Here is a 14,177-nt window from a genome sequence, read left to right on the forward strand (position 1 = left end):
AAATTTCATTTTAAAATTCGTAAATTCTTTAAGATGATGTGTTATATCGGTAATCTGAAGTGTTGTAAGAATCCCACATTGATGAGATGAGGTTTGACGCTTTAACAGTGAATTTTGTATTTACAATATTAGCATTTATAATTCATCAGAAACAGTCCCAGAAGTTTTTACAGTGGGCCCTATCAAAGATCTTCTAAATTCCTAAGCTTTTTATTTTTAAGCGACTTAAAATAGGAGGGTGCAAGACCTGTTACTTTTTTAAACTGATTGGAGAGATGTGCAACACTGCTGTAATGCAATTGATACGAAATTTCTGTTAAGTTCAAGTCTTCATAGAGCAATAATTCCTTAACACGCTCAATCTTATGATGGATAATATAGTGTTGAATGGTAATGCCTTTAACTTCGGAAAACGTATTGGCTAAATAAGTGTAATCATACCCCAACTTTTCACTGATATAATCAGAATAATTCACTTTAGGTTGGTCTTTCGAATAGTGAATCATTTCGATAATAACCGCCTTGATTTTTTCTATAAGAATATTTCGATTATCGTCAAGAAGTTCGAGTCCGTATTTTTTGAGATTTTTACCGAGTTCCTGTTTGCGGGAATCCGATATCTTTTCCTTGATTTCTATTGTACCCAATTCTACTTTGATACAGTGTAAACCAATTTTTTCTAGTTCTTGTTGAACGACCATTTTACAACGTAAACTCACCATATATTTGACATACAAGAACATGCTTATCGATTTTTTATAGGATTGTTTCCGCAGTAATCAAGTCTCTGAATGATTTGATTTTAGCAAGAATGTGTTATCTGAATTTAATTAATATCCTTAACATAAATGTCTTAAAATAACCTTGGGTAATTATCTTATAAACTAAAATTACAAAAATTATAAAGATTTTAATTGTTTTTACACTTTTAAAGGTGGATGTAAAACACAAAAACTTCGGTGAGCCTAATCAGTGCCTATGAATAAAATAATAAATCTTACGAATCTGTGAAATATGTAACGAATTATAACTTATATGTAGTAAAGACGTAATAATTCTGTCGGATCTTAGTGAAACCCAAAACCTAAAAGCGAAGCGCATTAGGTTTTGATGGTTGAACTAATCCCGCTTTTTAGCGGGATCTCAAGGTGTTTGTCCTGAAAGTTGTTCTATTATAAAAAGCGAAGCGCATTAGGTTTTGATGGTTGAACTAATCCCGCTTTTTAGCCGTAGATAGTCTACGGATTCTTCATTAATTAAAATCGAAGGTTAGAATCCATTTGATCCTTTCCGTTTAAAATCTATGTAATGAGCAAGAAACTATATCCTTTAAAATTTGAGCCCATATACCAGTACCGATTGTGGGGAGGAAGACGCTTGGAACATTGGCTATCCAAACCGCTCCCTAAGAATGAACCCATTGGTGAAGCGTGGTTATTGAGTGATCGAAAAGAGTATGCGAACAAGGTCACCGACGGGTTTTTAAAAGGAAAAACCATTACGGAATTGATGCATAAGTATCATGACGAGCTAATGGGTCTCAACACAGATCAAATCGAGCGTTTTCCGCTGCTTTTGAAATTTTTGGATTGTCATGAAGTCTTATCGGTGCAAGTACATCCTTCTGACGATCAGACAGATTATATTCCAGAAGGTGATACGGGAAAAACCGAAGCCTGGGTGGTTTTGGAAACAGCGGACGATAGTATAATATATTCTGGGTTGATCAAAGGAACCACCAAAGAAGATCTGAGGGATGGTATTAAAAACAATATGGTTTCAGAGAAAATCCACAGGTTTATTCCGAAAATTGATGATGCAGTTTTTATCCAGTCGGGCACCGTTCATACACTAGGTGGTGCCGTGGTTTTTGAAATTCAGGAAAACAGTGATGTGACCTTCCGACTCTACGATTGGGATAGAAACGATCCTAAAACAGGAAAACCTCGGGAACTTCAGGTAGAAAAGGCGATTGCGTGCATTGATTATCATCAGGTAGAGATAGGTCCGGTAATTCCTTTAAAAAGTTCAGAAGATAAAAACACAGAACTGCTTTTTGACAATGATCATTTTAAATTATGGCGTATTCAGAGTGATGCTCCCGTTGAGGTTGGCTTTATAAATGGGCCGGCCGTTTTAGTGTGCCTCGGTGGAGAAGGGGAAATAACCTACCAAAGCAAAACCTACTCCCTTGTAAAAGGAGAAGTGATGCTGCTGCCAGCAGTTGTTGGGCAGCTTGTTCTTGATCCCAAATTAAAGATCAGCTTGCTGCAGATTGCAATTCCCAAAAAGAAACCTATAAATCAGTCATGAAAAACTTAATTGTTTTTGATTTAGACGGCACATTAGCACAAAGCAAATTGGCCATTGATGAGGACATGTCCCAACTCTTTAAGAAGTTACTTGAGGTAGCCCAAGTAGCAATTATTTCTGGTGGCGATTGGCCTCAATTTAAAAAACAAGTATTGGATCATTTACCGATAGATACAGCGTTGCACAAATTGACCATTTTACCCACCTGCGGAACTAAGTTTTATTACTATAAAGAGGGATGGGAAAGACTATACGCTGAAAATTTCACTGAAAAAGAAAGACATACAATATTAAACAACCTGCATCAGGCTCTCGAAGCCTCCACTTTAGACATAAAAAAGACTTGGGGCGAACAAATTGAGGATCGTGGTAGTCAAATTACATTTTCCGCACTTGGCCAACAAGCACCTCTCGAAGAGAAAAAAAAGTGGGATCCTGACTTTATAAAACGCCAGAAAATCGTCGCGCTCCTCAAAAAACCATTACAAGCGTTTTCCATTGGACTAGGGGGCACCACTTCCATAGATATTGTAAAGCCCGGAATTGACAAGGCTTATGGAATTCGTAAACTTACAGAAGTTTTGGGTGTTGCGATTCCTGAAATGCTGTTTATTGGCGATGCCTTATTTGAAGGTGGCAATGATTATCCAGCGCGAAAATCCGGTGTGGATTGCATTCAGGTGAGAGATCCGGAAGAAACGAAAACTATCATTCGAACCATAATCTTATGTGCAACATAAATTAATACAATGTAAAACGTATGGTGCCTTTCCAGTTACATAGAATATGTACCCTTATGGAGCCCGAAGCGGGAAATGAATTTGAAGTAGAAGGTGTGCTTAATCCAGCAGTGGCACGTGGACCAGATGGAGAACTTTATATTTTCCCAAGATTGGTGGCCAAACATAACTATTCTCGTATTGGTATTGCCAAAGTGAAATTTAATCAGGATGGAGACCCGGTAGGTGTAGAGCGTTTAGGGATTGTCCTAGAGCCAGAAACGGATTACGAAAAACGTCCTAATGGGTTTGGAGGGTGTGAAGATCCAAGAATAACCTATGTCTCATGCATTGATTATTATATTATGACCTATACGGCTTATGGTCCTAAGGGGCCGCGGATTGCTATGGCAAGGTCCAAAGATCTTTTTAATTGGGAACGGATGGGACTTGTCTGTTTTTCTGCTTATAAAGATGTTGATTTTAATGGCATTGACAACAAAGACGCCAGCTTTTTCCCCACCGATCTTCCCAGTCCACATCACCATATGTCATTGGCCATGCTCAATAGGCCATTGTTTCCCGGAACGCGTCCAGAAGAAATAGTAGAAAATGATGATTTTCATAAAGAAGATCATCATAAAGAAAGTATTTGGATTTCCTATTTCAACTTAAAAAAAGGGAAAGAAACTGTATTGGAGAATGCAAAGTTTACCTCCCATCATTGTTTGGCGCATCCAGAATACCCCTGGGAAAATCTAAAAATTGGTGGAGGTGCCCCGCCTATTTTAACCAAACACGGTTGGTTGTTGGTGTATCATGGCGTCAAAAAACACGAAGATTGTACCAAGCATCAGCCTGCCTTTTATTATTCTGCAGGAGTGATGATCTTGTCGGAATTACATCCTCAAAAAGTGATCTACCGATCACCAGAACCTGTTTTAATCCCTAATTTGCCTGACGAGAAAATCGGGATTGTGGGCAATGTTGTATTCCCAACAGGTACAGATCGTAGAGATGACATTGGTCAACCCAATAGAATAGATGTGTACTACGGTATGGCCGATAATAAAATAGGCGTGGCCAAGATGCTCATTCCCGAGAGCTTGCCTAACTTCTCAACTTCTAAATCATCAGATTCCAAATCTTCAGGTGTCAAGTAGCGCTATTTCTTTTGCCATAGTTTCAATGTGTTGATCAAGCCATTGGTAGAGGCATCGTGAGATGTCACTTTACTGTCAGTCTTCAATTCTGGCAATACTTTTTTTGCCAATTGCTTCCCGAGCTCGACACCCCATTGGTCAAAGCTGAAAATATTCCAAATAACGCCCTGCACAAATATTTTATGTTCATAAAGGGCTATGAGAGCACCTAATGAAAAGGGGTTTATTTCTTTGATTAAGAAGGAATTGGTTGGCTTATTCCCCGAAAACACCTTAAAAGGAACCAATTGATTTTGTTGTGTTTCATCCATCGTTCCCGCTTTCAGTTCAGCGCTTACTTGGTCGGCATTTTTGCCGTTCATTAGCGCTTCCGTTTGGGCGAAAAAATTAGAAACTAATATAGTATGGTGTTCCCCAATTGGGTTGTGGCTAATGGCGGGCGCAATAAAATCGCAAGGAATTATATGCGTCCCTTGGTGGATTAATTGGTAAAAGGCGTGTTGGCCGTTTGTTCCTGGTTCGCCCCAAACAACAGGGCCTGTGCTATAGGAGACGTCGTTTCCGTTACGATCCGTATGTTTGCCGTTACTTTCCATATTTCCCTGTTGGAAATATGCTGGGAAACGGTGCATATATTGATCATAAGGTAAAATAGCTTCTGTTTCAGATCCAAAAAAATTAGTGTACCAAATGCCGATAAGTGCCATAAGCACAGGAATATTTTCTTTGAAATCGGCCGTTCTAAAATGATGATCGCTAGATTCTGCCCCTTTCAGCAGTTTTTCAAAATTGTCATAACCAATGGTCAGTGCGATCGAAAGTCCGATACTACTCCAAAGACTGTAACGTCCGCCTACCCAATCCCAAAACTCAAACATGTTTTCTGGTGCTATTCCGAATGCTTTTACGCCTTCTACATTGGTCGATAAGGCTACGAAATGTTTGGCCACTAATTTTTCGTCTTTAGCCGACTTCAGAAACCATTCTCTTGCCGTGTGCGCATTGGTCATCGTTTCTTGAGTCGTAAAGGTTTTAGAAGCAATGGTGAACAGCGTTTCCTCTGGATTCAAATTTTTGAGGGTTTCCACAATTTGAGTGCCATCTACATTAGAGATGAAATGTGCTTTGATGCCCTCTATCCAATAGGGTTTTAGGGCTTCAGTGACCATAACGGGACCTAAATCACTTCCGCCAATGCCGATGTTTACAATAGTTGTAATGTTTTTACCGCTGTAACCTTTCCATTCGCCATTGTGGATTTTCTGGCAAAACGCTTTCATTTTCTGTCGGGTGGCTCTAATTTCGGGCAAAATGTCTGCGCCATCTACCGTTATCGGTTGTTCTGAAAAGCTTCTTAACGCCGTATGCATAACCGCTCGGTCTTCGGTTTGGTTAATCTTTTCTCCAGAAAACATGGCTGCGATAGCTTCATTTAGCTTGCAGTCATGGGTGAGTTGCAATAAGTTTTTTAAGGTTTTTTCGGTGATGATGTTTTTGGAATAGTCAAAAAGAAGGTCTTCCAAAAGGAGGGACATCTTATCAAACCGTTTTGGGTCTTGCTCGAAAAGATCTTTCATTTGAACGCTCGCCATTTCTGTTTGATGCGCAACTAATGTCTTCCAAGCGTTGGTTTCTGTGGGATTGATTTTTGGGAACATAATCTTGATATTTAAGTATTACTTCTGTTTTTGATTTTTGTAGATGTTGCACACACCTCATAGGTTTTTAAAACCTGTGAGGCCTCCTTACAACTTTGAAGCCGCCGCCGTATCTAAATACCATATGACTTTATGGTCATCAGAATTGATCAATTTGGCCGGATACAGCGCTACTGAACCTGATTTATCTTCTAAGATCTGAAACACGGCGTCGGATTTGTCTTTTCCAAAAACCAAAAAGGCAATGTTTTTGGCTTGATTGATTAGTGGAGCAGTCATCGTAATGCGGTACATGTCCACTTCTTCTACAAACACGGCTCTAATAGTAGCCTCGGTTTCGTTCAACACCTCAGTATTTGGAAATAGTGATGCGGTATGCGCATTACCACCGATACCTAAAAGCAGAAAATCGAATTCCACCGGTGTGTTTTGAAAATGTGTAGCAATAGTTTTTGCATACTTTTGAGCGGCTTGTTCAGGAGACCCAGTGGTGTCCATTTTAAAAATATTCGATTTTGAAATTTTCAATGGCTCGAATAAAGCCTTTTTTGCCATGAGCGAGTTTCTTTGCGAATGGCCTTTCGGAACGAAACGTTCATCCCCAAAGAAAAAATAAGTGTTCTCCCAATCAATTTGATTTTTATACGGATCTGTAGTCAGTACTTTATAAAGTTTTCGTGGTGAACTGCCACCTGATAAAACAAAATTAAACCGTCCGCGAGTGGAGATGGCTTCTTTGGCTACATCACATATTGTTTGGGCCAAAGCCGCTATTAAATCATTCGTGTTGTCGTAAATTTTAATAGTCATAATTAGTCTTTTTTGTTTTTTTCTGGAAGGTTAAACCAATGGTAACCATCTTTTGCGATGAGGGCTTCTGCATTTTGTGGCCCCCAAGAATCGGCCGTATAATTTGGAAAACCAGAATTGGTGTTTTTCTCCCAATAGTTAAGGATTGGCATAATAAGTTCCCAAGCAGCTTCTACTTGGTCTGCCCGCATAAATAACGTTTGATCTCCAGTAATGGCGTCGAGTAGGAGGGTTTCATAAGCTTCTGGCGAATCTGATGTTTTACTTTTAGAATAATCAAAGGCAATATCTACCGTATTTAAAACCATTTCCAGTCCTGGTTTTTTGTTTTGAAGCTGGAATCTGATCGACATATCGGGCTGGATGCTGATGACCAAACGGTTCTGTTTTGGCACTCCAGAATCTTCAGAAGTAAAAATGTTGTGCGGGATTTCTTTAAATTGTATCGTTATGATCGAGGCTTTTTTAAAGAGTCGTTTTCCTGTCCGCAAATAGAAAGGTACCCCTTGCCAACGCCAGTTATCGACATAAAGTTTTAATGCAGCATAGGTGTCTGTGTTGGAATCAGCAGCTACGTTTTTCTCTTCCCGATACCCTAAAACTTCTTTTCCTTCTATCCATCCCGAGCTATACTGTCCGCGGGCTGAAACCGATTCAATTTTGCCCGTTTCAATTTTCCGCATGGCTTTAAGTACATCCACTTTCCTATCGCGTACCTCATCAGCTTCAAAGTTTATAGGGGGTTCCATGGCAATAATGCAAAGCAGTTGCATCAGATGGTTTTGAATCATATCGCGCATCACGCCCGCACGATCAAAATATTTTCCGCGACTGCCCACACCAAGTTGTTCTGTTACTGAAATTTGTATATGTTCCACATGGTTCCGATTCCAAAGTGGCTCCATAATCGCATTAGCAAAACGGAAAGCCATGATGTTCTGAACGACTTCCTTACCCAGATAATGGTCGATACGGTAAATCTGGGTCTCATCAAAAATACTGAGTAATTTGTTGTTCAGTTCTTTGGCCGATTCCAGATCACTTCCAAAAGGTTTTTCTATGATAATACGGGTCGTCTTCGGATCGTTTTCAAGCTTGCTTTTGGCAATATTTTCTGCAATTGTAGAGAAAAAATGTGGTGCCACAGCGCAATAATAAATTATGGAAGGCGTGTGTTTCCATTCCTTTTTGTAGTTTTCAATAACGCTGCTAAATGTCTTGAAAGTTGAAGAATCGTTCAAATCAGCGCTTAAAAAACTAATATGAGATGAGAATTTATCCCAGTCTTCTTTCTTGGCTTTGCCGTTTCGGGAAAATTGATTCACAGCCGCTAAAAGTTCACCTTTATATTTAGTATTGGTTAATTTGGTGGAAGAACTGCCTACGATTGCAAAGTTTTTTGGCAACCACCCATCAAGAAAAAGATTGAAGAGCGCGGGCATTATTTTCCTTTTGGTCAGATCTCCTGTTCCTCCAAAAATGATAAAAATTGTAAACTGAACATTCTTATTCTCTTTTGCCATGATGTTTTATTTAAAATATTCTAATTAATTACCTGCTTCCCATTCGGTGTGAAAGCTGCCTTCTTTTCCTTTAAGCTCATAGGTATGCGACCCAAAATAATCGCGTTGGGCTTGGATGAGATTTGCTGGCATTTCGTCATTTCTGAAATTGTCAAAATAGCCCAGAGCTGCGGAGAAAGCTGGTACAGCAATTCCTTTTAGGGCACAGTCTGAAACGATGTTTCGAATGCCGGCTATGCTGTTCTCGAGATGTAGGTGAATAGTACGGTTTAAAAACAAGTGTTTCAATTCTGAATCGGTTGTATAGGCCGCATAGATGTCTTCCAAAAATTCTGAACGAATGATACAGCCACCGCGCCAAATTTTTGCTATGACATCGAGATTGAGCTTATAGTCATACTCTTCATTCGCACGGTAGAGGAGATGCATCCCTTGGGCGTAAGCTGAAACCATACTGAAATAAAATGCTTGCTCCAGTTTAGCGATCTGTTTATTTGAATTTTGAGAGTGTATATTTTCTGCATCTGGATACATTGTGGACGCTTTGATTCGCAAATCTTTGTACTTAGAAAGATCGCGCATAGATACGGCGATGTCAATTAAAGGGATGGGAAGGTTGAGATCCATGGCAGCTTGTGAGGTCCACTTGCCCGTGCCTTTGGATTTTGCTTCGTCTTTAATGTCATCAAGTAAGAGGTGGTCTGAACCGGTTTCTTTATAGGCAAGGATATCGCTGGTAATTTCTAATAAATAAGATTGCAGTCGGCCTTCATTCCATGTTTTGAAAACAGAATGTATGGCGTCATCATGCAAATGTAATCCGTTTTTTAGTACTTCGTAAGTTTCAGCAATCAATTGCATTAATGCATACTCGATGCCGTTGTGAACCATTTTTACAAAATGTCCGGCAGACCGGTTGCCCATAAAGGCTACTGTAGGGTCTCCGTTTACCTGGGCTGCGATTTTTGTCAGGATAGGTTCTACAGCCTCGTAAGCTTTTTTATCACCCCCTGGCATCATACTTGGGCCTCGTCGTGCACCTTCTTCACCGCCTGATACGCCCATGCCGATAAAATGGTATCCCTTGCTCTCTAAATCCAAATACCGCCGATCAGTATCTAAAAAATGTGAATTGCCACCATCAATAATGATGTCTCCTTGATCCAGAAATGGGAGTAATTCTTCAATAACACTATCAACTATTTTACCCGCCGGAACCAAAAGCATCACAATTTTTGGTGTAGACAAGCTGTTCGTAAAAGCGCTCATATCTGTAAATCCTTGAATGGATTCAGGATTTATAGTGTTAAGCGCGCTTACTTTCTCAGCGCTAATATCGTAACCAGCGCACGCGTAACCATGGTCAGCAATATTTTGTAATAAATTGGAACCCATGGTGCCGAGTCCGATCATGCCGAAAGTGTTTTTTTTAGGTGCTTTAATCATTAGTATGTTTTTAAATTAATGAAACTCAATTTTTAAAAGTTGCGAAGCAATGAATTAAAAATTGTTAGTTGAACTAATCCCGCTTTCTCTCGGGATCCTTGGGTTTTATTCCCCGACGCTCTACGCCGAAATAAAAAAGGAACTTCTACTTAATACCTGGTACCCTTGGGTTGAGGTTGTTCATTTCTCAAGAATATACCTTGTATTTTCAAAGTTTTCATGACGAATACCTTGGATGCCTAATTTTTTTGCAGCATCCACCAGCATGGGTCTATCATCAAAGTAAATACATTCCTGGGGATAAACTTGAGTTATTTTTAGCGCAGTTTCATAAATACGCGGATCCGGCTTTCTACAACGAAGATAACATGATGAGAAATATCCGTCAAACACCTCGTTAAGTTTAAATTTTGCGATGCGGTAGTTGTTGATCTCTAAACTTTCGTTATTAAGGGCGAAAACAGGCAGGCGGGTAGTCTTTTTCCATGATTTTAACCACGACAGCATTTCGGGCAGTTCTACGGATTGTTCGTATATAAATTGCTTCACGTCCGCTTTAGTAAACTTGCGCGATTGGTTAAAGAGCACTGTATCGAGGTAATCATCTAAAGAAACACTCCCAATTTCAAAAACATTGTAAATGAAATGGTGTAAGAGGTCCATTTCTTCATAGTCAAATCCAAAGATTTTTGATGCCTTTTTACGCGATTCATGTCCCCAACCGTTGGTGAGCAAGACGCCCCCAATATCCAGGAACACTACTTTAATTTTAGAGGTTTGAAAACCGATTATTGCGCTCATTTTTTCTTGCGTTTTTGATCGGCGATACTTTTTATTAAATTCTCGAATGCTTTGTTGAATTTACTGATGCCTTCGTTTTCTAACTTTTGGGTAATTGTATCGATATCAATCCCTAAATTTTTAAGCTCGTCCATAGTGGCATTTGTGGCTTTTAGATCATTGGTTATCGTATCTGCTGCCGTGCCGTGATCGCGAAAAGCATCTATGGTTTCCATCGGAAGAGTATTAATGGTGTCTTTACCAATTAAAGCTTCTACATATTTGACATCACTGAAGGACGGATCTTTGGCGCTGGTACTTGCCCAAAGCACCCGTTGGCGTTGTGCTCCTTTGGCTTCAAGGGCTTTAAAACGATCACTTGCCACCATATCAAGATAAATTTGATATGCTAGTTTTGCTGAAGCGATAGCGATTTCGCCCACCAGATGATCAGCACCTTTTTCCTTTAGTATCGGATCGACCATCACATCAATACGGCTTAAAAAGAAGCTGGCTACTGACGCGACGTCCTTTATGGAATGGCCTTCTTTGAGCCGATCTTCAAGGCCGCCCATAAATGCTTCGGTGATTTCGCGATATCGCGGCAGCCCGAAGAGAAGCGTGACGTTAATGTTGATACCCTCGCGTAGACATTCGCGTATGGCAGGTAGACCTTGTGTTGTTCCCGGAATTTTTATCATGACGTTTTTTCGATTGACCTTTTGCCATAGCTCGCGCGCTTGTTCAATAGTACCGTCAGTATCTTGGGCCAAATAAGGCGATACCTCTATACTTACGAAGCCATCTTTGCCTTCCGTTTGATCAAACACAGGTCTAAAAAGATCTGCTGCTCTTTGAATATCAGCAATAGCCATCTCAAAAAATAGGGCAACATTGGTATCTATTGTTTCTGAGAGTTTTATAATGTCATCGTCATAATCATCGCTACCGCTAATCGCTTTTTCGAAAATGGAAGGGTTAGAGGTAAGTCCGCGCAAGTCATCATCCGCTATTAAACTTTGCAATTTACCGGAGTCCATAATGTCACGATCGAGTAAATCGAGCCAGATACTCTGTCCGTGTTCTTGTAATTTATTAAGTGGATTCATGGTCATTAGATTTTAATTATTGAAAGCTTTAGCTTCCTATTAGATTATTTATGTTCCAATTTTTGAATTTTTTGCAATCGCCTCACGTGTCTTTCTGCGCCTATAAATTTGGCATTTAAAAACGCAAGAACAAGTTCTTCTGCACTGGCAGATCCTGTAATCCGGCCCCCAAGGCAAATCAGGTTCATATTATCATCTTCCACACCCTGATGTGCAGAAAAGTGTTCTGTAATCAAGGCCGCTCTCACTCCTAAAACTTTATTGGCGGCAATACAAGCGCCGACGCCGCTTCCACATATGGCAATGCCCCGAAAAACTTCTCCAACCGCAACTGCTTTTGCTAATGGAATGACGACGTCCGGATAATCATCAGTGCTGTCCAATATATTTGCACCAAAATCGACGGACCGGAATTGGTTTTGAATCAAAAAGGGTTTTATCTTTTCTTTGAGTTCAAAACCACCGTGATCGGCACAGATTCCTATTCTTTTAACTGATTCTTTTGGCATTGGATGTTCGTTTTAACTTTTTTACTGTAGTGTGCTAGGCCGGGACTTCAAAATCTCGAAACTCATATATTTTTCACCTCAACAGAGCTCTATTTTATATTATCCATCAATTGTAATGGTTGTTTTAGTTTTAATGAGAAAGCAAAGCTTTTGCTCGTTTTACGACATTTTGTACAGAAAACCCATACGCTTTCATGAGGTCATCTCCAGGTGCCGATTCGCCAAATCTGTCAATACCGATGACATCTCCATCGTCGGTGGTGTATTTTAGCCATCCTACTGGAGAGCCGGCTTCTACTGCCAATCGTTTTCGGACGTTTTTTGGTAACACCTTTTCGCGATAGGAAACATTTTGGCTATCAAACAAACTCCAGGAAGGCATACTTACCACACGTGCTTGAATGTGGCTTTTTTTCAATTCGGTTTGTGCGTCCAAGATCAAATGAACTTCAAAACCGCTGGCCATCAATATAATTTCTGGAACGTTCTCTGAATCCGATAAAATATAAGCACCTTTCTCTAAATTTTTTGCAGGGGCATAGTTGTTTTGATCGAGGATGGGAACGCCTTGTCGGGTTAACACAATGGCCACTGGTCCTTGGGTATGATTGATGGCTGTACGCCAGGCCTGTGCAGTTTCATTGGCATCTGCGGGACGGATGACGGTCATGTTCGGTACTGTTCTGAGGCCGATCAATTGTTCAACGGGTTGGTGGGTGGTGCCGTCCTCGCCTAGACCAATACTATCGTGGGTAAACACCATAATAGGTCGGATTTTCATAATGGCCGCCAATCGTAAGGGTGGACGCATATAATCAGAAAATATTAAAAATGTGGCTCCGTAGGGGATGAGGTAATTACTGAGTGCCATCCCGTTGAGTATGGCGCCCATAGCGTGTTCGCGAATGCCAAAATGGAAGTTTCGACCTTCAGGGTGTTTTGCCGAAAAGGAGGGGTAGGCATTCAGGTAGGTGTCGGTAGACGGCGCTAAATCGGCTGAACCTCCAATCAACTGCGGTAAATAGGTTGCGATGGCATTCAGGGTTTTGCCGGAAGCTTTTCGTGTGGCCATTTTGTCGCCCGGGGTAAACGTTGGAAGTTTGGTTTCCCAATCATCAGGTAATTTTCCCGCACTGATGGTTTCATATTCCTGAGCAAGTTCTGGGTATTGTTTTTTGTAATTTTTATAAAGTGCGTTCCACTCTTTTTCATTTTCTGCGGAAGCCTTTGCCGCTTTATGGTAATAGTCCAAAACAGCAACTGGGATACTGAAATTTTTGTCCGGATCGAAGCCGAAATGTTCCTTGACCAAGCGTACTTCATCAGCGCCCAAAGGCGATCCGTGGGCCTCTGCAGTACCGTGTTTATTGGGGCTTCCATAACCAATAATACTGTGAACAATGATCAGCGAAGGGCGATAGGTGTCTTCTTGGGCATTTTTCGTTGCTTTAGAAATCGCTTCCAAATTATTGATGTCTGGAACGATTTGAACATGCCAACCATAAGCTTCAAAGCGTTTTGCCACATCTTCATCAAAAGTCAAATCTGTATCACCTTCGATGGTAATGTGGTTGCTGTCGTAGAAGTAAATCATATTGCCCAATCCGAGATGCCCAGCGAGGGACGCAGCTTCTGCCGAAACACCTTCCATGATATCGCCGTCACTGCAAATGGCATAAATTTTATAATCAAATATGTTGAAGTCAGCCTGATTGTAACGCGCCGCCATATATTTTTCCGCAATGGCCATGCCCACGCCATTGGCAAATCCTTGGCCTAAAGGGCCGGTGGTGACTTCAATACCTGGGGTCAGACCATATTCAGGATGGCCGGCGGTAATACTGTGCAACTGTCTGAAATTTTTAAGGTCTTTAAGAGTGATGTCATACCCGGTTAAGAACAGATAGCTGTACTGTAACATACAAGCATGCCCGCAGGAAAGGATAAATCGATCGCGGTTTGCCCAATCAGGGTTTTTGGGATTGTAGTGCAACATCTCTGACCATAACACATGACCTAGTGGCGCCAGTGCCATAGGCGTACCAGGATGCCCCGAATTTGCGTTTTGAACCGCATCTACCGAGAGTACGCGAACTGTATCAATACATTTTTGAATTATATTTTTAGTTTTCATGTTTTCACATATA

Annotated in this window: 12 protein-coding genes; 3 read left to right on the plus strand and 9 right to left on the minus strand. The window is 40.6% G+C overall.

Translation table 11 applies throughout. The features are described from left to right. Nucleotides 1–182: 182 nt before the first annotated feature. Complete coding sequence (locus tag ES711_RS10190; protein WP_211363067.1) at nucleotides 183–743, minus strand: helix-turn-helix domain-containing protein; 561 nt, start codon at nucleotides 741–743, stop codon at nucleotides 183–185. A gap of 565 nt (nucleotides 744–1,308) precedes the next feature. Between ES711_RS10190 and ES711_RS10195 the strand changes: the two genes are divergently transcribed. The 3 genes from ES711_RS10195 to ES711_RS10205 are packed head-to-tail and all read left to right on the plus strand — an operon-like array spanning nucleotide 1,309 to nucleotide 4,195. Further along, nucleotides 1,309–2,313, plus strand: a complete 1,005-nt coding sequence (locus tag ES711_RS10195; protein ID WP_146893190.1) for a type I phosphomannose isomerase catalytic subunit — start codon at nucleotides 1,309–1,311, stop codon at nucleotides 2,311–2,313. Continuing rightward, entirely contained in the window at nucleotides 2,310–3,053 is a 744-nt protein-coding gene (locus tag ES711_RS10200) for an HAD-IIB family hydrolase (protein WP_146893191.1), read from the plus strand. Before ES711_RS10195 ends, ES711_RS10200 begins: the two co-directional genes overlap by 4 nt. A 56-nt stretch (nucleotides 3,054–3,109) precedes the next feature. Next, nucleotides 3,110–4,195: a glycoside hydrolase family 130 protein gene (locus ES711_RS10205; RefSeq protein ID WP_211363068.1), complete on the plus strand. Its 1,086-nt coding sequence runs from the start codon at nucleotides 3,110–3,112 to the stop codon at nucleotides 4,193–4,195. A gap of 2 nt (nucleotides 4,196–4,197) precedes the next feature. Here the strand turns inward: ES711_RS10205 and pgi are convergent, their stop codons facing one another. The 8 genes from pgi to tkt form a co-directional block, all read right to left on the minus strand. After that, nucleotides 4,198–5,853 carry a glucose-6-phosphate isomerase gene (pgi, locus tag ES711_RS10210; protein WP_146893193.1) on the minus strand — a complete coding sequence of 552 codons (1,656 nt, stop codon included), beginning with the start codon at nucleotides 5,851–5,853 and terminating at the stop codon, nucleotides 4,198–4,200. Nucleotides 5,854–5,940: 87 nt separating this feature from the next. Continuing rightward, nucleotides 5,941–6,663: a 6-phosphogluconolactonase gene (gene pgl / locus ES711_RS10215; RefSeq protein WP_146893194.1), complete on the minus strand. Its 723-nt coding sequence runs from the start codon at nucleotides 6,661–6,663 to the stop codon at nucleotides 5,941–5,943. A 2-nt stretch (nucleotides 6,664–6,665) separates the two neighbouring features. Beyond that, complete coding sequence (gene zwf / locus ES711_RS10220) at nucleotides 6,666–8,186, minus strand: glucose-6-phosphate dehydrogenase (protein WP_146893195.1); 1,521 nt, start codon at nucleotides 8,184–8,186, stop codon at nucleotides 6,666–6,668. Nucleotides 8,187–8,210: 24 nt separating this feature from the next. Beyond that, complete coding sequence (gene gndA / locus ES711_RS10225) at nucleotides 8,211–9,632, minus strand: NADP-dependent phosphogluconate dehydrogenase (RefSeq protein ID WP_146893196.1); 1,422 nt, start codon at nucleotides 9,630–9,632, stop codon at nucleotides 8,211–8,213. Between the two features lie 180 nt (nucleotides 9,633–9,812). Continuing rightward, a complete protein-coding gene (locus ES711_RS10230; RefSeq protein WP_146893197.1) occupies nucleotides 9,813–10,433 on the minus strand; it encodes an HAD family hydrolase in 621 nt (206 codons plus the stop codon). Next, complete coding sequence (gene tal, locus ES711_RS10235; RefSeq protein WP_211363069.1) at nucleotides 10,430–11,521, minus strand: transaldolase; 1,092 nt, start codon at nucleotides 11,519–11,521, stop codon at nucleotides 10,430–10,432. Before tal ends, ES711_RS10230 begins: the two co-directional genes overlap by 4 nt. A 44-nt stretch (nucleotides 11,522–11,565) precedes the next feature. Next, complete coding sequence (locus ES711_RS10240) at nucleotides 11,566–12,030, minus strand: RpiB/LacA/LacB family sugar-phosphate isomerase (RefSeq protein ID WP_146893199.1); 465 nt, start codon at nucleotides 12,028–12,030, stop codon at nucleotides 11,566–11,568. Between the two features lie 130 nt (nucleotides 12,031–12,160). Beyond that, nucleotides 12,161–14,164, minus strand: a complete 2,004-nt coding sequence (tkt, locus tag ES711_RS10245; protein ID WP_146893200.1) for a transketolase — start codon at nucleotides 14,162–14,164, stop codon at nucleotides 12,161–12,163. Between the last annotated feature and the right edge of the window lie 13 nt (nucleotides 14,165–14,177).

This window comes from Gelidibacter salicanalis, assembly GCF_007997285.1.
In the GTDB taxonomy this organism is placed as follows: domain Bacteria; phylum Bacteroidota; class Bacteroidia; order Flavobacteriales; family Flavobacteriaceae; genus Gelidibacter; species Gelidibacter salicanalis.

What these genes read in the sequence shown, in the direction of transcription:
- ES711_RS10190 (WP_211363067.1), bottom strand. Translation starts at nt 743, where the DNA reads ATGTTCTTGTATGTCAAATATATGGTGAGTTTACGTTGTAAAATGGTC.
- ES711_RS10195 (WP_146893190.1), top strand. Translation starts at nt 1,309, where the DNA reads ATGAGCAAGAAACTATATCCTTTAAAATTTGAGCCCATATACCAGTAC.
- ES711_RS10200 (WP_146893191.1), top strand. Translation starts at nt 2,310, where the DNA reads ATGAAAAACTTAATTGTTTTTGATTTAGACGGCACATTAGCACAAAGC.
- ES711_RS10205 (WP_211363068.1), top strand. Translation starts at nt 3,110, where the DNA reads ATGGAGCCCGAAGCGGGAAATGAATTTGAAGTAGAAGGTGTGCTTAAT.
- pgi (WP_146893193.1), bottom strand. Translation starts at nt 5,853, where the DNA reads ATGTTCCCAAAAATCAATCCCACAGAAACCAACGCTTGGAAGACATTA.
- pgl (WP_146893194.1), bottom strand. Translation starts at nt 6,663, where the DNA reads ATGACTATTAAAATTTACGACAACACGAATGATTTAATAGCGGCTTTG.
- zwf (WP_146893195.1), bottom strand. Translation starts at nt 8,186, where the DNA reads ATGGCAAAAGAGAATAAGAATGTTCAGTTTACAATTTTTATCATTTTT.
- gndA (WP_146893196.1), bottom strand. Translation starts at nt 9,632, where the DNA reads ATGATTAAAGCACCTAAAAAAAACACTTTCGGCATGATCGGACTCGGC.
- ES711_RS10230 (WP_146893197.1), bottom strand. Translation starts at nt 10,433, where the DNA reads ATGAGCGCAATAATCGGTTTTCAAACCTCTAAAATTAAAGTAGTGTTC.
- tal (WP_211363069.1), bottom strand. Translation starts at nt 11,521, where the DNA reads ATGAATCCACTTAATAAATTACAAGAACACGGACAGAGTATCTGGCTC.
- ES711_RS10240 (WP_146893199.1), bottom strand. Translation starts at nt 12,030, where the DNA reads ATGCCAAAAGAATCAGTTAAAAGAATAGGAATCTGTGCCGATCACGGT.
- tkt (WP_146893200.1), bottom strand. Translation starts at nt 14,164, where the DNA reads ATGAAAACTAAAAATATAATTCAAAAATGTATTGATACAGTTCGCGTA.